Source organism: Candidatus Saccharibacteria bacterium (assembly GCA_016789455.1).
Classification (GTDB): domain Bacteria; phylum Patescibacteriota; class Saccharimonadia; order Saccharimonadales; family Saccharimonadaceae; genus CAIJKY01.
Window position 1 is genome coordinate 403,145 of record JAEUQU010000002.1, and the last position, 18,869, is coordinate 422,013.

At 58.3% G+C, this 18,869-nt stretch carries 14 protein-coding genes; 12 read left to right on the plus strand and 2 right to left on the minus strand.

Features of this window, described 5'->3' with window-relative positions:
- Positions 1-13: 13 nt before the first annotated feature.
- From JNJ66_03105 to JNJ66_03130, 6 genes are all read left to right on the plus strand, one after another.
- Positions 14-1,354 carry a histidine--tRNA ligase gene (locus JNJ66_03105; GenBank protein MBL8159420.1) on the plus strand — a complete coding sequence of 447 codons (1,341 nt, stop codon included), beginning with the start codon at positions 14-16 and terminating at the stop codon, positions 1,352-1,354.
- Positions 1,355-1,368: 14 nt separating this feature from the next.
- On the plus strand, positions 1,369-2,175 hold the full coding sequence (locus JNJ66_03110) for an RNA methyltransferase (protein ID MBL8159421.1): 807 nt from the start codon (positions 1,369-1,371) through the stop codon (positions 2,173-2,175).
- A 65-nt stretch (positions 2,176-2,240) separates the two neighbouring features.
- Positions 2,241-2,429: a CsbD family protein gene (locus JNJ66_03115; GenBank protein MBL8159422.1), complete on the plus strand. Its 189-nt coding sequence runs from the start codon at positions 2,241-2,243 to the stop codon at positions 2,427-2,429.
- Positions 2,430-2,565: 136 nt separating this feature from the next.
- Positions 2,566-3,879, plus strand: a complete 1,314-nt coding sequence (gene tig / locus JNJ66_03120) for a trigger factor (protein MBL8159423.1) — start codon at positions 2,566-2,568, stop codon at positions 3,877-3,879.
- A gap of 67 nt (positions 3,880-3,946) precedes the next feature.
- Positions 3,947-4,543 carry an ATP-dependent Clp protease proteolytic subunit gene (locus tag JNJ66_03125; protein MBL8159424.1) on the plus strand — a complete coding sequence of 199 codons (597 nt, stop codon included), beginning with the start codon at positions 3,947-3,949 and terminating at the stop codon, positions 4,541-4,543.
- Positions 4,543-5,214, plus strand: coding sequence for a hypothetical protein (locus tag JNJ66_03130; protein ID MBL8159425.1), 672 nt, complete (start codon positions 4,543-4,545; stop codon positions 5,212-5,214). The genes JNJ66_03125 and JNJ66_03130 overlap by 1 nt, the downstream gene beginning before the upstream one ends.
- Positions 5,215-5,234: 20 nt before the next feature.
- Here JNJ66_03130 and JNJ66_03135 read toward each other — a convergent pair whose 3' ends face one another.
- Together JNJ66_03135 and JNJ66_03140 are read right to left on the minus strand one after the other, a co-directional pair.
- Positions 5,235-5,459 carry a hypothetical protein gene (locus JNJ66_03135; protein MBL8159426.1) on the minus strand — a complete coding sequence of 75 codons (225 nt, stop codon included), beginning with the start codon at positions 5,457-5,459 and terminating at the stop codon, positions 5,235-5,237.
- A gap of 250 nt (positions 5,460-5,709) precedes the next feature.
- Positions 5,710-6,021, minus strand: a complete 312-nt coding sequence (locus tag JNJ66_03140; protein MBL8159427.1) for a DUF2690 domain-containing protein — start codon at positions 6,019-6,021, stop codon at positions 5,710-5,712.
- 421 nt (positions 6,022-6,442) lie between these two features.
- On the opposite strand from JNJ66_03140, the gene JNJ66_03145 reads away from it, so the two are divergent.
- The 6 genes from JNJ66_03145 to rfaE2 all read left to right on the plus strand — a co-directional run bounded on the left by JNJ66_03145 (position 6,443) and on the right by rfaE2 (position 18,845).
- On the plus strand, positions 6,443-9,844 hold the full coding sequence (locus tag JNJ66_03145) for a DNA-directed RNA polymerase subunit beta (protein ID MBL8159428.1): 3,402 nt from the start codon (positions 6,443-6,445) through the stop codon (positions 9,842-9,844).
- Positions 9,844-13,668 carry a DNA-directed RNA polymerase subunit beta' gene (rpoC, locus tag JNJ66_03150; protein MBL8159429.1) on the plus strand — a complete coding sequence of 1,275 codons (3,825 nt, stop codon included), beginning with the start codon at positions 9,844-9,846 and terminating at the stop codon, positions 13,666-13,668. Before JNJ66_03145 ends, rpoC begins: the two co-directional genes overlap by 1 nt.
- A 489-nt stretch (positions 13,669-14,157) precedes the next feature.
- Entirely contained in the window at positions 14,158-16,098 is a 1,941-nt protein-coding gene (locus tag JNJ66_03155; GenBank protein ID MBL8159430.1) for a glycosyltransferase, read from the plus strand.
- Complete coding sequence (locus tag JNJ66_03160; GenBank protein MBL8159431.1) at positions 16,098-16,829, plus strand: SDR family oxidoreductase; 732 nt, start codon at positions 16,098-16,100, stop codon at positions 16,827-16,829. The genes JNJ66_03155 and JNJ66_03160 overlap by 1 nt, the downstream gene beginning before the upstream one ends.
- A complete protein-coding gene (locus tag JNJ66_03165) occupies positions 16,820-17,425 on the plus strand; it encodes an HAD family hydrolase (GenBank protein ID MBL8159432.1) in 606 nt (201 codons plus the stop codon). The genes JNJ66_03160 and JNJ66_03165 overlap by 10 nt, the downstream gene beginning before the upstream one ends.
- A complete protein-coding gene (rfaE2, locus tag JNJ66_03170) occupies positions 17,382-18,845 on the plus strand; it encodes a D-glycero-beta-D-manno-heptose 1-phosphate adenylyltransferase (protein ID MBL8159433.1) in 1,464 nt (487 codons plus the stop codon). The genes JNJ66_03165 and rfaE2 overlap by 44 nt, the downstream gene beginning before the upstream one ends.
- The last annotated feature ends 24 nt before the right edge of the window (positions 18,846-18,869 follow it).

Below are 18,869 nucleotides of genomic sequence, written 5' to 3' on the forward strand. Positions count from 1 at the left end.
CTAAAAAACCACTATGTCTTATCTATCGACCCAACCATACAAAGGCGCCCGCGACTACTACCCGCAGGACAAGCGCCTCCAGAACTACATCTTTGCCACCTGGTGCCGCGTGGCCGAGAGCTACGGCTACGAGGAATATATGACGCCGCTGCTGGAAAGCTATGACATCTTTGCCGCCAAGACCGGCCAGGAGATTGTCAACGAGCAGACCTACAGCTTTACCGACCGCGGTGACCGCCGCGTGGTCATCCGCCCCGAGATGACACCGGGCGTCAGCCGCTTGGTGGCTGCCCGCCGGCAGGAGATGGCTTATCCGGCCCGGCTGTATTCCATTGCCAACTTTATGCGCTACGAACGTCCGCAGAAGGGGCGCGAGCGGGAGTTCTGGCAGATGAATGTCGACCTGTTCGGGGTGGCCGGCATGCAGGCTGACCTAGAGATTGTCAGTATGGCCGACGGTATCATGAAGGCCTTTGGCGCCACCGAGAAGATGTACGTTATCAAACTCAACAGCCGCAAGCTGATCAACGTCATGATGAGCGAGTATCTGCAACTTGACGTCATGCAGACCGAACTGATGATCAAGCTGTTCGACCGCAAGGATAAGATCTCACCGCACGAGTTCCGTGAGGCTGCGGCCGACATCTTTGATGATGACCAGGCCGAGGCCGGGCTGTTGAAGATCGCCGAGCTGGTCGGCGCCAAGACCATGCAGGAGCTGCCAAAACCGGTGCGCGACAGCGCCGCCGTCCGCGAAGTGCAGAGCCTGTTCGACCAACTGCGCGCCCGCGGCGTCCACACCGCCGTCTTTGACATTACGCTGATGCGCGGCTTCGACTATTACACCGACATCGTCTTTGAGGTCTTTGACCTCCACCCCGATAACCGCCGCGCCATGTTCGGCGGCGGCCGCTACGACGGCTTGGTCAGCCTGTTCGGCGTCGAGACGGTGCCGACTGTCGGCATGGCTCCGGGCGCCACTATGATGGAAGAATTCCTGCGCACCCACAAGCTGGTGCCGGAGCTGCGCCCGGCGACTGAGGCCTACATGATTATCCTGGGCGAGGACCACCTGGCCGGCGCCCAGGTGCTAGCCGACAGGCTGCGTGCCGAAGGCGTCAACGTGGCCGTCGATATTACCGGCCGCAAGCTCGATAAGCAGATCAAGGCCGCCGTCAAGATGGATGTGCCGTTTCTGATCTTCATCGGTGCCGACGAGCTGCGCGAAAACCGTTTTACCGTCAAGTTCACCCGCGAAAGCCAGGAGCACAAGATGAGCTTTGAGCGTCTGGTCGCCACCATCCACGACCATCGCGTCAAGGACGGCCCGATTCAGGACGTACTCGAGGCGTAAGGGAAACTGTTGCTATGCCGGTCAACCCGTATCCTATTTCCAGCCGCCAGAACCCCAAGCTCAAGCACATCAACGCGCTGCGGCGGAGCCATTACCGCAAAAAGACGGGCGAATTCCTGATTGAGGGCTTCCGTGAGCTTGAGCGGGCCGTGGCCAGCGGCCGGGTGGAGTTTGGCATGGTGCTTATCTCGCGCGAGTGCTTCCTGGGCAAGAATGAATGGCAGCTGCTGGAGAAGATTCCGGTAGAGATCTTTGAAGTGCCAAAGCATATGTTCGAGGATCTGTCGTATCGCGACCGGCCGGACGGGCTGATGGCGGTGGCGAAGCAGTTCGTGTTTCCAACCCTTACTGATGCCACCTTGCGGGAGCGGCCGCTGCTGGTAATTGAAGGCGTCGAGAAGCCGGGCAATGCCGGCACTATCTTTCGTACCGCCGAGGGTGCCGGTTTTACTGACATAGTCATTGCCGATCCGCGCGTCGATCTGTTCAACCCCAATGTGGTGCGGGCCAGTACGGGCGTCATGTTCAACCTCAACGTCATGCAGCAGTCGATTGAGTCGGTGTATGAGTGGCTGAAGCAGCATGGCTGGACCATCGTGGCCATCACGCCGGAGGGCAAAGAGTCTGTCTACGATGTGGATCTGACAGGGAAGGTGGCGTTGGTCTTTGGCTCTGAGCAATATGGGCTGAGTGAATATGCCCGGGCCCACTACGATATCGGCGCGTCCCTGCCGATGCTGGGGGCGGCGGATAGTCTGAATTTGGCGATGTGTGCGGGTATTATTATGTATGAATCAAATCGCCAAGGCACTGTTAAATAATCGATACACTGCCACGTTTATAACCGCTATGCTGGTCACGTCAACCTAAGCAGGAGTACCTGATCATGAGTGGCACTACAGACAAGATGGCCGGCAAGGCCAAAAAGACCATCGGTAAGATGACCGATAATAAGAAAATGCAGGCAGAAGGCAAGACCCAGGAAACCAAGGGTAAGATGAAGTCTGGCATGAAGGATGCGGGCGAGACGCTCTCGCGCAAGACAGACGACACCAGTCGTAAGCACGTACTCTAGCTGGCGGCGTGCTATATGTAGCTGAGAAGTAAGCGGGCTCGCCGGATACGTCGTAACGCGTATCCGGCGAGCCGTTTTTAAAAGCAACCTCCTTATGGTTGGCCTAATCCCCCAATCAGTCTATAATTGCACAGATATGAAATATACTGTAGACCACCTCACACCCACCCGCGTCAAGATTGCGATTTCGCTTGATGCCGACGACCTGGCCAACGTCCGCCAGCTTACACTTGCCAAATTGGCAAAATCTATAAAGGTACCCGGCTTCCGCAAGGGCAAGGTACCAGCCGCCGTGGCTGCCCGCCAACTCGACCCGGCTGCCGTTGACGCCCAGATGGCTGAAGATGCCGCCAATGTCTTCGTCATTGAAGCGTTTAATAAGGAAGCACTGCAGCCGCTGGAGCGCCCGGCCGTCGATGTTACCGCTTTTGAGCCGGCCGAGAAGCTGGAGCTGACCGCCGAGGCTGATGTTTTGCCTGCCATCAAGCTTGGCGAATACAAGGGGCTCAAGGTAAAGAAAGAGGTCAAGAAGATCACCGACAAGGAAATTGACGAAGTCGTTGAGAACCTGCGCCGCGGCAGCGCCAAGAAGGAAGCCGTCGAGCGCGAGGCTCGGAACGGTGACGAGGTGGTTATCGACTTTGAGGGCCGTAATGAAAAGGGTGAGCTGGTACCTGGTGCCGCTGGCAAGCAGTATCCGCTGACCTTGGGCTCTGATTCGTTCATCCCCGGCTTTGAGGCCGGGCTGACCGGCAAGAAGGCCGGTGAGGAGTATGAACTGCCCTTGACGTTCCCTAAGGACTACCATCAGGCCAGCCTGGCCGGTGCCAAGGTAACGTTCACTGGTAAGGTGGAAACAGTTAACGAGATCAAGCTGCCAGAGCTGAACGATGAGTTCGCCGCCCAGCACGGCGAGTTCAGCAACCTGGACGAGCTGAAGCAGGACATCCGCCACGAGCTGGAAGCCCGCGCCAACCAGGCTGCCCTAGAGAATTACAAGAACGACCTGCTGGAAGCCCTGCTCAAGAAGAGCGAAGCCCCGGCTCCTGAAGTGTTGGTAGCCGACCAGCTCACCAGCCTCAAGCGCGACATGTTCCAGAACCTGCAGTACCGTGGCCTGACCTACGACGCCTTCCTGGAAGAGCAGGGCACGACGGCTGAGGAATATGAGGCCAAAGAGCTGCGTCCGGCTGCCGAGAAACGTGTGCAGATAGGCCTGCTGCTGTCTGAGCTGAGCCGCGCCGAGAACATCGAGGTCAGCCAGGGCGAACTCAACGCCCAGCTGAAGCAGCTGGTCCAGCAGTATCCGCACATGCGCCAGCAGCTGGACACGCCTGAAGCCCGCCGTGACATCGCCAACCGCGCCCTGACCGACAAGACGCTTGACCGCCTGGTTGAGCTGAACGACGCGCCGGCGAAATCCGGCAAAGTCCTCAAATCCAGCCAGTAGCGCTCGAATGTAGTAGAAAATTAGCACTCGCTTGCATAGAGTGCTAATTTTCGTTATGCTGGAATGTATGAACAAGCCATCCAATTACTTAGTCCCCACAGTGATCGAGAGTACGCGCGGCGGCGAGCGGGCATACGACATTTATAGCCGGCTGCTCAAGGAGCGCATCGTCTTCCTGGGCGAAGAGGTCAATGAACACACCTCCAACCTGGTGGTAGCCCAACTGCTGCACCTGGCCTACGAAGACCCTAACAAAGATATTTCCTTGTACATCAATAGTCCTGGCGGCGGTATTTACGACGGACTGGCCATTTATGACACCATGCAGTTTATCAAGCCGAATGTGGCGACGTATGGCATCGGCCTGCAGGCTAGCATGGGCGCATTTTTGCTGAGCTCCGGCACTAAAGGCAAGCGTTATTTACTGCCGCACGCCACCACCATGATTCACCAGCCCCGCAGCGGTTCCCGCGGAGTGGTCACCGATATGGAGATCACGCTGAAGGAAACGGTCCGGCTCAAGGAACGCCTCTCGGAAATCATGGCCGACAACACCGGTCAGAAAATTGACAAGATCCGTGCCGACATGGAGCGCGATTATTGGATGAACGCCGAGGAGGCCGTGGCGTACGGGTTGGCCGACAAGGTAGTCAAGAAATCGTAATGGCGGGTCCTGAGAGAAGTGAAGGCGGGGTAGAGCTCGTTCCGTTTGATTTTTACCGGCCAGACCAACTGGGCGAGGTGCTCTCGGCCATGGTGCACCGCAATACCGACGCACTGACGCCGCACTATCCGGGTGTGGTCGAGCGGTACTGGGGAGAACCACAGGCGGCGGCTTCGGTGGAGCGGGCGATTGCCCGGGCTGCCACTGAAGCTTGCGGCTATTACGCCGTACGGCTGGACGGCCAGGAGGCGGGTGTCGCATCGTTCCAGCAGGGCAGTGTACCGCATCCGCGGGTAGCACGGGTGGCGCGTTTCTTGCCAGGTTCTCTGACGCCGAACGTGGTCGAAGGGCCGAACGTCGCCTACTGGCTGGATGATGAGCGCAACCAGGAACGGTTCTCGACAGATGAACTGCGTGCGTTCGGGGCTCAGACACTGAGCCTGCTTGCCCTGGAGGCTGCCAGTAGTCCGCGTACCGATGGTTATCTGTGGACCGTCGAGCGGCCTGATAATACCGAGGCCATCGCCGTCGTTGAGGCTTCGACCGACCCGGCCTTCCATATGGTTGGCGAGGAGCGGCCATGGCTGGTAGGCGACGGAGTGGTGGTGCCGCGGCGGCTGTATGTGGGTAACGAGACCGTTGAGAAAATACGCGAATCTGCAGCGGCTTAGCTTTTTGAGCTATTCAGTACTTAGCGTGCGTTGAGAAGTAATGACCCAACTGCTGCGACGGGTGCCACTGCGATTACTACGGCGATATAAAGAATGAGTAACACCTTGGACAGGCGTACCGTTAGCTCATACGTTTCGGTATCCAGCTTGATTTTCTTAAGTACTTTAGGAAGTAGCCAGACGACAATTGTGCCACTAGCGATTAGTAATAGGCGTGTTGCTAAGTCGAATGTGAACTGAGACATAAATAATTCCTTTTAAGCTGCGTATGATATTAAATGTAACGCAGCTGCTGTATTAATCATATACCTTTGTCCGGCCTCGCTTCACGCGAGGCCGGACGAGTCAGTGTGAGTACGTCGTGGCGTAGAGAGTGATGTCACCTGCTTCCATGTATGCTCGAACAGCATGGTTGCGCGAGTAGATCATTGGTGTTGTGAACGTCCCGGGTCCACCGCCGATCCAGCAGTTCATTTGCGAGTAACCCGTGTCCTGCTAAGCTCTTAGGCAAGGGCTCCAAAAGTTGCCGTGGTGTACGAGCTTTGCCCAGTTGGTGCCGCAACTCTCAGACCAACGCAGCGAGAGCTGGCCTACCCGGTCGCCTCCGTACGAGAAGCCGACGCCTTCGATTTCAGCGGTCACTGATCTGGTGATGACGGGCACGGTCTCCAGCGTGATCGCGTCACGGTAGCAACCAGATGCAACGGGATCTTTCCCCGAGCAGTAGTCGCCATAGCATGTTGCCGCATTGGCAGCTGGCGCGCCGAGCATCCCCAAGAGCATCGTCAGTACTGCAGTCAGGCTCACTCTAGTTAGGTGTCGCGCAGCGGTGCGGGGGCGTTGAGTTGGTTCCTCGGAGCCATTCAACTTGTAGCTTCCTTTCACTCGTAGTCACACTGACAATAGCAGTTTACAAATAGTTGCATGCTTAACAAATAGCCATGCGTACATGTTGATAATGCCATTGTTGAGGAGTTACTTTCATGTTTCCGCAGAAGTCGGACGTAAGGGCTGGCAAAATCTCAATAATACTGTTGACAGTTTGCATTTTCTTCTAGACAATAGTATGCAAGAAGTAGTATAAGGTGGCGGCGAGTGCGTCTTGGGATACAACGGTTGATTGATGGGTGGCGCCATTGTCATGTATCCTGGCGGGAGAGCCATCTAGTGATCTTCGGTTGCCAATTCCAACAACCAATCATAATCAATGACAAGGGGTGAACGCCTAATGGCTAAGTCTGATAAGACTCCCGTCGCACCTGCCGCAGGGACCGGCATGGGCGAACGGCGCTTTTTCACTGAGGCAGACAGTCTTCTGCCAATGCCAAACCTAATTGAGCACCAGGTCCGTTCCTGGGAAGAGTTCGTCCGCGAGGGTCTGGGTGAGATCTTTGCCGAGATCAACCCGATCAAGGACTATACGGAGACCAAGCTGGAGCTGCGCTTCAAGCAGTACCACTTCGAAGATCCGAAGATGGGCGAGGCTGAAGCCCGCGACAATAACGTCAGCTACGAAGCGCCACTCAAGGCTACCGTCGAGCTGACCAACAAGGTGACCGGCGAGGTCAAGGAACAGGAAATCTACCTGGGCGACTACCCATGGATGACCGACCGCGGTACCTTCGTCATCAACGGCGCTGAGCGTGTTGTCGTCAACCAGCTGATCCGCTCGGCCGGTGTCTTCTTTACTGCCGACAACAACGGCAGCCGCAACCTGTACGGCGCCAAGCTGATTCCAGGCCGTGGTGCCTGGCTGGAGTTTGAGACGGCTTCCGCCGGTGCGCTCTACGTCAAGATTGACCGCCGCCGCAAGATTCCGGTTACCACCTTCCTGCGTGCCCTTGGCTACGCCTCTAACTCTGCTATCAAAGAACTGTTTAAAGACATTGACACCGGTGAGACCTCCTACATCGACGCCACCCTCGACAAGGACCCGACCAAGGGGAGCAATGAGGCTATGATCGAAGTCTACCGCCGCCTGCGTCCGGGTGACCTGGCCACCGTCGATAACGCCCGCAGTATGATCGAGCGGATGTTCTTTGACTTCAAGCGTTTCGACCTGTCCCGCGTCGGCCGCTACAAGGTCAACCAGCGCCTCGGCGTGGACGTCGCCAACACGGTTGAGAACCGTGTCGTCCGCCTGGAGGACATCGTTGCCATCATCAGCGAGGTGATCCGCCTCAACAACACCCAGGAAGACGCTGACGACATTGACGCCCTGCACAACCGCCGCGTCAAGATGGTCGGCGAGCTGGTCGGCCGGCAGTTCCGCATCGGTATGCTGCGCATGGAGCGCAACGCCAAGGACCGCATGAGCATGAGCGACATCGAGACCGTCACCCCGGCCCAGCTCATCAATGCCCGTCCGGTCGTCGCCGCTGTCCGGGAATTCTTTGCCAGCTCGCAGCTGTCCCAGTTCATGGACCACACCAACCCGCTGTCTGAGCTGGCCCACAAGCGCCGTCTGAGCTCCATGGGTCCTGGTGGTCTGTCCCGTGAGCGCGCCGGCTTTGAGGTCCGTGACGTGCACCCGACACACTACGGCCGCCTCTGTACTGTTGAGACGCCGGAAGGCGCCAACATCGGTCTGGTGCTGAACCTGGCCAGTCACGCCCGCGTTAACGAGTACGGCTTTATTGAGACTCCATACCGTAAGGTAGTAGACGGTAAGGTGACCGACGAGGTCGTCTACTTGGACGCCTCGCAGGAAGCCCGCGAGATCATCGCCGAAGCCGGTAACCCGCTCAAGGCTGACGGCAGCTTCGCCAACGCCCGCGTCTCTGCCCGTAACCGCTTGCTGCCAGGCCAGGACAATGCCGCCGACATCACCTACATGGATGCCGGCCGCAGCCAGATCCTCGGCTCGACCGCAGCCCTGATCCCATTCATCGAAAAGAACCGCATCGACCGCTCCCTGACCGGCTCGAACATGCAGAAGCAGGCCGTGCCGCTGGTCAAGACGACCGCTCCGATCGTCGGTACCGGCATGGAAGGCACCGTCGCCCGTAACTCCGGCCAGCTGATTGTCGCCGAAGAAGACGGCGAAGTCGTCAAGGCTGAAGGCGCAGAAGTACAGGTCAAGTACGCCAAGGTCACCAAGAGCTACCACCCGGTCCACTTCCGCCGCAGTAATGAAGGCGAAAGCATCACGCAGAAAGTCGTCGTCACTCGTGGCCAGAAGGTCCGCGCCGGTGACGTACTGGTAGAAGGTATGAGCATGGCCGAAGGCGAGCTGGCCCTGGGCCGTGACCTGATGGTCGCCTTCATGCCTTGGGGCGGCTATAACATGGACGACTCCATCATCCTGAGTGAACGCCTTGTGCAGCAGGATGAGCTGACCAGCATCCATATCACCGACTTCATGGTTGAGGTCCGTGAGACCAAGCTGGGTCCGGAAATCGTCACCCGTGACATCCCGAACGTCAGCGAAGACAGCCTGCGCCACCTCGATGAAGACGGTATCGTCCGCATCGGTGCCGAGGTCAAGGCCGGTGACATCCTCGTCGGTAAGATTACCCCGAAGGGTGAGCAGGAACTGAGCTCAGAGGAGCGTCTGCTGCGCGCCATCTTCGGCGAAAAGGCCAAGGATGTCCGCGACACCTCTCAGCGCATGAGCAACGGTAAGCACGGCAAGGTCGTCGGCGTAAAAGTCTTCTCGCGTGAGAACGGCCATGAGCTGAAGGCTGGTGTCCTGATGCAGATCCAGATCTTCGTCGCCCAGATGCGCAAGATCTCCGTCGGTGACAAGCTGGCCGGCCGCCACGGTAACAAGGGTGTGGTCGCCCGTATCCTGCCAGTGGCTGACATGCCATTCATGGAAGACGGTACGCCGATCGACGTCATCCTCAACCCGCTGGGTGTCCCTTCCCGTATGAACCTGGGCCAGCTGTTTGAGACCCACCTGGGTATGGCTGCCCGCGCCTTGGGCTACAAGGTTGCTACGCCGCCATTCAACGGTGTGACCAAAGAGACCATCGTCGAAGAGCTCGTCAAAGCCGGCTTCCCGGAAGACGGCAAGATGCAGCTGATTGACGGCCGCACCGGTGAGCCGTTCCAGGAACGTACTGCCGTGGGCAACATGTACATCATCAAGCTGCACCACATGGTCGCCGACAAGATCCACGCCCGCTCTATCGGGCCGTACACCATGGTCACCCAGCAGCCGCTCGGTGGTAAGGCACAGAATGGTGGCCAGCGCTTCGGTGAGATGGAGGTATGGGCACTTGAGGCCTATGGTGCCGCCACCACGCTGCAGGAAATGCTGACCATCAAGTCTGACGATGTCTACGGCCGCGCCAAGGCATACGAAGCCATCATCAAGAACGAACGCATCATGGGACCGAAGGTTCCGGAGAGCTTCAACGTCCTGGTGAAGGAACTTCAGGGTCTGGGCCTGCGCGTCGACCTGATTGAAGGCAGCCAGGACATCGATGCCGAAGAAGTACTTGCCAACTCGACGCTTGGCACCGGTGACGACACCGTGCTGGTCATCCCTGATGACGCCGCCAAGCCACTTGACGTGTCCGTTGCCGACGAGGCCGATGAATTCGGTGACCTCGACCTGGGTGAGGGCATGACTATCCGTGATACTGAAGAAATTGAAGAAGAAATTAAGAAGGAGATTGCCTAATGGTACGTACTGGTACGACGACGAGTATCGCCGACTTTGACGCGGTACGCCTTGCAATCGCAAGCGACGAAGACATTCTCAACTGGAGTTATGGCGAGGTTACCAAGCCTGAGACCATCAACTACCGTACCCAGAAGCCAGAGCGCGACGGTCTGTTCTGTGAGCGTATCTTCGGGCCGACCAAGGACATCAACGCCAACGATGTCAAGCTGAAGGGCGTCCGTTCACGTGAAGCCGCCGTCGACAAGAGCGGTGAACTGGTTACCCGCAGCATCGTCCGCCGCGAACGTATGGGCCACATCCAGCTGGCCGCCCCTGTGGCACACATCTGGTTCATGCGCGGCACCCCAAGCGCCATGAGCTTGCTGCTTGGCGTGACGGTCCGCAATCTTGAGCGCGTCGCTTACTTTGCCAGCTACATCATCAAGACCGTGGAGACCGACAAGCGCGATCAGCTGCTCAGCGACGCTGAGGCCGAACTGGAAGCCGCCAAGGTCGCTATCAAGATCCGCTTTGAGAAGGCGGCCGACGAAGAAGGCGCCGATGTGAAGCAGCTTGCCAAGGACCAGACCCGCGAGCTGGAAGAAGTTGCTGAAACCTACGCCACGCGCCGCAACCAGCTGGAAAGCCTGGAGCGCGCCCGCCTGATCAGCGAGATTGAATACCGCGCCCTGCCGGAAGACTACCGCGACATCATCACCGTCGGCATGGGCGGCCAAGCCCTGCGTGAGCTGCTGCGCGAGATCAACCTCGACAGCCTGATTACCGAGCTGGCCGAAGAAGCCGAGGGTGCCAAGGGTCAGCGCAAGAAGAAGCTGATGAAGCGGCTGAAGGTGCTCGAAGGCATGCAGCGTGCCGGCATCAAGCCGGAGAGCCTGTGTATCAACGTCCTGCCAGTCATCCCACCGGACCTGCGTCCGATGGTCCAGCTGACCGGTGGCCGTTTTGCTACCTCCGACCTGAACGACCTGTACCGCCGTGTCATCAACCGCAACAACCGTCTGAAGAAGCTGATTGACCTCAACGCGCCGGAAGTTATCCGCCGCAACGAGATGCGCATGCTGCAGGAAGCCGTCGACGCCCTGATTGACAACAGCGCCGCCCGCAGCGGCCGTGCTGTCAGTGCTACCGGTGGCCGCCGCCGCCTGAAGAGCCTGAGCGACCTGCTCAAAGGTAAGCAGGGTCGGTTCCGCCAGAACCTGCTCGGTAAGCGTGTCGACTACTCGGGCCGTTCCGTCATTGTGGCCGGTCCGGAGCTGAAGATTCACGAGTGTGGCCTGCCGAAGATGATGGCTCTGGAGCTGTTCAAGCCATTCGTCATTTCCATCCTGCTGGCTAACGAATACGCCCACAACATCCGCTCGGCCACCCGCCTGATTGAGTCCGGCGACAGCGTCGTCTGGGATGCCCTCGACGAAGCCATCCAGGGCAAGTATGTCCTGCTGAACCGTGCACCGTCACTGCACCGTCTGTCTATCCAGGCCTTCCAGCCCCGCCTGATCGAGGGTCGCGCCATCCAGCTGCACCCGCTGGTCTGTAAGGGCTTCAACGCCGACTTCGATGGTGACCAGATGGCCGTCCACCTGCCGCTGAGCGATGAAGCCCAGGCCGAAGCCGCCCAGCTGATGGCTGCCAGCAAGAACCTGCTGAAGCCGGCTGACGGTTCGCCGATGCTGAACATCGCCCAGGACATCGTGCTTGGTTGTTACTATCTGACCTATAACAAGCCGGGTGTTTCCGACCGCGAAGCTGTCCGTTACTCCAGCGTCAACGAGGCACTTGCCGCCCTGGACCGCGGTGTCATCAAACTGCAGACCCCGATCATCGTCGAGGTCCGCGGCAAGCTGCGCACCACTACTATCGGCCGCGTTCTCTTCAATGAGCTGCTGCCGGACGACATGCCGTACGTCGAAGACGTCATGAGCAAGAAGCGTCTGAACAAAGTCTTCGGTACCGTCTTCAACCGCTACGGCCAGGAAGTTACGGCTGAGATCGCCGACGCCGTCAAGGCGCTTGGCTTCAAGCACGCCACCCAGGCTGCCATCTCGACCGGTATGACCGACTACTTCGAACTTGGCAACCTCGACGAACTGATGAAGGAAGGTGAGGACCGCGCGGTCAGCATTTCCCAGCAGTTCGACGAAGGTCTGATCTCCGACGACGAACGGTACCACCTGACCGTCAACAACTGGCGTGCCGTCGACAAGAAGATCCTCGAAGCGCTGGAAGGTCACATCCAGAATGAGGACACCTCCGTCGCCATCATGGTTGACTCCGGTGCCCGTGGTGACATCGGTAACGTCAAGCTGGCAACGACCATGATCGGCATCATGGTGGATGCCACCGGTAAGGAAATCGAGCTGCCAATCAAGTCGAGCTTCAAGAAGGGTCTGTCCCCGCTGGAAGCCTTCGTGGCCACCCGTGGTTCACGTAAGGGTCTGATTGACACCGCTCTGAAGACCGCCGACTCCGGCTACCTGACCCGCCGTCTGGTAGACGTGTCTCAGGACATCTTCACCATCGACGAGCCAGCCGAAGACAGTGGCTTCGAGATCGCCCGCAGCGAAACCGAAGAGACCATGGTCGAGTTCGGCAACCGCCTGTTCGGCCGCTACGCCGCTAAGGATGTCCCCGGCCACATCAAGGCCGGTGAGCTGATCGACCGCGAAATCGCTGACGCCATCGAGGCCGACGAGAAGATCCAAAGCGTCAGCATTATGAGCGTCCTGACCTGCAGCAACCTGCGTGGTATCCCGATCAAGAGTTACGGTATCGACATGGCCACAGGCAAGCCGGTCCGCAACGCCGAGCCGGTCGGCGTCATCGCCGCCCAGTCGGTCGGTGAGCCTGGCACCCAGCTGACCCTGCGTACCTTCCACGCTTCCGGTGTGGCCGGTGACGACATTACCCAGGGTCTGCCGCGTGTCGACGAGCTCTTTGAAGCCCGCGCGCCTAAGGGTGAGGCCTTCGTGACCGAACTCAGTGGTGTGGCTAATGTCTGGGAAGACGGCGACAACTACATCGTCCAGGTCACCCCGACCGAAGGCAAGAGCACGCAACTGCCACTCGAGAAGCGCACTGTCCGCGTCAAGACCGGTACCGAAGTGGTCGCCGGCGACGTCCTGGCCAGTGACGAGAACGAGAGCCGTCCGCTGACCGCTCCGCACGAAGGTACTGTCTCGGTTGAGAAGGACATGATCGTCGTCTCGGCCGCCCAGCACGCCCCGGTACGCTACGAAATCCCAGGCTTCAAGCAGCTGACCGTCAGTGACGGCGACAAGATTGCCGCCGGTGACCGCCTGACCACCGGTTCACTGAACCTGCACGACCTGATGCGCCTCAAGGGTGTAGAAGCTACCCAGCGCTACATCATCAACGAGGTCCTGCGCATCTACGCCGCCCAGGGTCAGAACATCGCCGACAAGCACCTTGAGGTCATCGTCCGCCAGATGTTCAGCCGCGTCCAGATTGAGGACCCGGGTGACTCGCCGTTCGTGACCGGTGACATCGTCAGCAAGGCTGCCGTCGTCGAAGAGAACCTGCGCCTCACGGAAGAAGGCAAAACGCCTGTCCAGTTTACCCAGCTGCTGCTTGGTATCACCAAGGTGTCCATCTGGAGCGACAGCTTCCTGTCTGCCGCTTCCTTCCAGGACACCACCCGTGTGCTGATCAACGCTGCCACCTCCGGCCGCGTCGACAACCTCTACGGTCTGAAGGAGAACGTCATCATCGGCCGCAAGATTCCGGTTGGTACCGGTGTCGAGGGCAATGGTCTGACGGTTTCGGATGACATCATTGAGGATAGTGTGGAGTTTGCTGAGTAATACTCAGTAAGCACTGCCATATAAAGTACGGCTCCATCATGGGGCCGTACTTTTATTTAGCATGTATAACAAGCTACTGCTTTGATTACTGTAGTGTCGGCGTATAATAAAGAGCCATGAAAGATGTTATAAATTCATTTAGTACTGGCATTGGCATTGGCAGTACGACTCCATATCCGTATCTAGCTACTGTAACGGCTATATTGTTGGGCGTACTATCAATTTACCTCTTGCATCGATTGTCGCGAATTAAAAGGCTTTCAACCGTGCTGAATCGCCTTGTGGTTGATGTTGTGACGATTGGCATAATACTGTACGTCCTCATCGTATGGGTGATTGGGGGCCTCAGCGCGTATGCTGTCGTCCTGACCGCGCGATAAAAACCGATACGAATAAAAAAGACACACTACAGCGTGTCTTTTTTGCTATAAAATATTTCATATAAGATTTCCGACAGCACATATTGCCGCGCTCAATTATGCTGTGTTCATGAAACATAAGATTGCCCTCATCAGTGAACATGCCTCGCCGCTTGCGGCCATCGGTGGCGTGGACGCCGGCGGGCAGAACGTGGCGGTGGCCGAACTGGCGCAGCATCTGGCGGCAATCGGGTATGAAGTGGATGTCTTTACGCGGTGGGATGATCGGCGCTTGCCGGCAATCGTCAACTGGCGTGACGGTGTCCGCGTCATCCATGTCAAAGCCGGTCCGGTCACCTATGTACCCAAGGAGCAGATTCTGCCGTTCATGTCTGAGTTCACGGACTTCATAGCGGCATTCATCGAGCGCGAAGGCAATCCCTATAAGTTAATTCATGCCCACTTCTTTATGTCGGCACTGGTTGCGGCAGATTTGAAAAAGCGCCTCGGTATACCATTTGTGGTAACTTTTCACGCGCTGGGCAAGGTGCGCCGCAAGCACCAGGGCAAGCAGGACTGGTTCTCTGACGAGGGCTTTGCCATTGAGGAGCGCGCCGTGCTTGAGGCCAACCAGATTGTCGCCCTCTGTCCGCAGGACCACGAAGACCTGGTAAGGCTTTACAATGCCGACCCAGCAAAGATAGCGATTATTCCCAACGGATACAACCCGTCTGAACTTTACCCGATGGACAAGCTGCTGGCCCGGACAGTACTCGGCCTCGATCCGAAGGAAAAGGTCATTTTGCAGCTTGGCCGCATGGTGAAACGCAAAGGTGTCGACACGGTAGTCAAAGCCTTGGCCGAGCTTAAGCATACACACCGAACCAAAGCGCGCCTGGTCATCGTCGGTGGCGAATCGGATGCGCCAGATGCTGGCATTACGCCGGAAATCGGCCGCCTGCAGGCTCTGGCCGAAAAGCTGGAAGTATCAGACATGGTGACCTTTACCGGCCGACGCGGGCGCGATGCCTTGCATTATTACTACAGTGCGGCTGATGTCTTTGTGACGGTGCCGTGGTACGAACCGTTCGGCATCACGCCGGTGGAAGCGATGGCCTGCGGCACACCAGTGGTCGGCTCGGCCGTGGGCGGCATTAAGCATACGGTACGGGAAGGGGAAACAGGATTCCTGGTGCCGCCAAAAGATGCTGCCAGCCTGGCCGGGCGCCTTAAGGATATCCTGAGTAGCCGTAAGTTGCGTGATTTTTTCAGCGAAAATGCTCTGCGTCACGTCAAAGCTCACTACACCTGGGCCCGCGTAGCAAACTCGACCGCCACTATGTACGAGCGTGTAGTGCTGGAAAGCCCGCGCCGCGTCGATATCGATGTCACGGATGACAGCTTTGCCATCATCGACCAAAATTTTGCCGGATTGCTCCAGGCCGTGAAGGATACGAAACACGCATTGCGCGTGCCTATCATGGATGCCGCCCAGGCTATCAGCCGGGCCTTGCTGCAGGGCAACCGGGTGCTGCTGTGCGGCAACGGCGGCAGTGCGGCCGAGGCCCAGCACTTTGCTACCGAGTTGGTCGGCCACTATAAGATCGATGGCCGACGCGCTTTGCCGGCGCAGGCCCTGACCACCGACGGCACCCTGCTGACGGCCTGGGGTAACGATGCGGCTTTTGACCAGATTTTCTCACGCCAGGTAGAGGCCTTCGGTCAGCCAGGCGATGTCCTGATTGCCCTGACCACCAGCGGCAATTCACCCAATATCGTAGAAGCCTGCCATGCCGCCCGCAAGCAGGAGATGTTCTGTATCGGTATGCTGGGCGGATCGGGCGGCGCGGTGGCACCGCTGGTGGACATCGCACTGACTGTGCCGTCGCATGACACGCCGCGCATCCAGGAGATACATCAGCACCTGGTGCATACGCTCAGCTATCTGGTGGAACGCAGTATAGAAGCGGCCGACCAAAAGGAGCGTGAACGCCTGCCCCAGTGGAAATTCAACAAACTTAGTACTACAGTGCATGCCCGTATAGCGGCCGGACAACGAAAGGATTCCTGATGAAAAAGCAGTTTTTGAAAGACAAGGTAGCATTGATCACTGGCGGCAGCCAGGGGCTTGGCGAAGCTATCTCGCGCCGTTTGGCGCACGCTGGCGCCACGGTCTGCATCGCGGATATCAAGAAGGAACAGGCTGAGCAGGTGGCTGCTTCCATTACTGAGGCGGGCGGCAAGGCGGTTGCCATCGAGCTGAACGTCACCAGCCCGGAAGGGGCCACGAGGGTCGTGGAGCAGCTTAAGGCCGATCAGGGCAGCATTGATATCCTCGTCAATAACGCCGGTACTGATGCCACCAAGCCGCTGACTGATCTGACCGTCGACGACTGGAACCGGGTGATCGGCGTCAACCTGAGCGGTCCGTTCCTGCTTTCCAAGGCGGTCTATCCTGTTATGAAAGCACAGGGCAGCGGCCACGTCATCAATATCACTTCTACGGCTGCCAAGCGTACGTGGACTGAAGCTACGGCGTATCACGCCAGCAAGTGGGGTTTGCTCGGCTTCAGCCACGCCCTGCATGCAGAAGGCCGTCGTGACGGCATCAAAGTGACGGCCGTGGTGGCTGGCGGTATGCGCACTGCCTTTATCCTAGAGCGGTTCCCAGACACCGATCCGAATGTCCTGCAGGACCCGAAGAATGTGGCCGAGACCGTCTGCTTTGCCCTGAGTCTGCCAGACGAAAGTGTCATCCCGGAGGTCATGGTGCTGCCGATGCGGGAGACCTCATGGCCGTAACCCGCCGGCCGGCCGTCTTCATTGATAAGGACGGCACTTTGATTAAAGACGTACCGTACAACGTCAGGCCGGAACTGATTGCGCTGTATCCGGATGCTGCCATCAGCCTGGCGGCCCTGCAGCGCGCTGGTTATAAAATAATCGTCGTTTCCAATCAATCCGGTGTGGCCCGGGGTATATTTACGGCAGAAGATTTGCAACCGGTCAGCGACGCCATCCGAGACAGGCTGCAGCCGCACGGCGTTAATCTGACCGCTATCTACTACTGTCCGCATTCGGCGGTTGACGGCTGCTATTGCCGCAAGCCACGCTCCGGCATGCTGCGCCAGGCGGCTGCCGAGCATGGTATCGATCTGACCGCATCATGGATGGTCGGCGATATCCTCAACGACGTGGAGGCAGGCAACCGGGCTGGCTGCCGCACTATCCTGATAGATAACGGTAATGAGACGGAGTGGCTGCCTGGCCCTCACCGTGCACCATTCGCTACCGTTGGCAGTCTGACTGCCGCTGCCCGCACTATCATTACTACCAAGCACAAGGAGACGAACCATGAAACGCAGTTTGCAGGACATCATCTCGCACTTCACCGATAAAAAGGTCCTCGTCATCGGCGAGGCCATGCTGGACGTCTACCTGACGGGTGCGGCTCACCGTGTCTGCCGCGAGGCGCCGGTGCCGATTGTCGACATCGACCAGATGCAGTTCGTGCCGGGCGGAGCTGCCAACACGGCCGTTAACCTGGCTAATTTGGGCGCCAAGGTATCGTATCTGACCGTCATCGGCAACGACCATGAGGGCGAGTTGGTGCGCGACAGTCTGATAAAGCATGGCATCGATACAAGTCTGGTCTTGGGCGACAGTGGACGGCGCACCATCACCAAGCAGCGTGTCATGGCAGGCGACCACATGCTGGTGCGGTTTGATTTTGGCACGACCACCGATATCAGCCCCAAAAGCGAGCAGGAGTTCATACGCGAGCTGACCAAACAGTACCACGAGGTCGATGCCGTCATCATTTCTGACTACGGCTACGGCATTTTGACTGACCGCATCATCCGGCGCATCAAGACGTTGCAGGCTGCCGATGAGAACATCCTGGTCGTCGATGCCAAATCGCTCGATAAGTACCGTACCGTCGGCGCCACGGCCGCCAAGCCCAACTACCAGGAGCTGACGACGCTGCTTTCCATCACTGACCCGGCTCCCCATGGCCGGAGGGCTGCGCAGCTGGAGGAATACCGGCATGCCATCCTCAATACAGTCGGTGCCCGGTATGTCGCTGCGACACTGGACAAGGAAGGCGCCCTGCTGTTCCGTCGCGGCCGCAAGCCATACCGTACGTATTCCAAACCGGTTGAGAACAATAAGGCTGCCGGCGCTGGCGACACGTATGTCAGCGCGCTGACCCTGGCACTTGCCGCCAAGGCGAACATTGAGCAGGCCAGTGATCTGGCCCAGGCGGCAGCCATGGTAATCCTTGGCAAGTCCGGCACCGCCACCTGTGGCCAGGATGAGCTTGTTTCGGCCATGACCCACGATAATAAGTATCTGCCCGAATGGACTGAGCTGAAGCGCAAGGTGCAACGGCTCAAAGCCGAGGGACGCAAAATAGTGTTCACCAATGGTTGCTTCGATATACTTCATGGCGGCCACGTACAGTATCTGCAGCAGGCCAAGGCACGGGGCGACATCCTGGTGGTCGCACTGAACAGCGACGAAAGTGTCGCCCGCCTGAAGGGGCCTCAGCGCCCGGTCAACACGCTTGTGGAACGGGCACGGGTGATGGCTGGGCTGGGTGCCGTCGATATCGTCACGGCCTTTACCCAGGACACCCCTGTCGACCTGTTGGAGGTAGTCCGGCCTGACATCTATGTAAAGGGCGGCGACTATAAGCGGGAAGACCTGGTAGAGGTGCCGGTGGTTGAGCGCCATGGTGGTACGGTTGAGATACTGAACTTCCTTGACGGCCGCTCGACCTCTAATGTCATTGCTAAGATCAGGCAACATTCTTAGCCACGGTTGAGACGGACGCGCGAC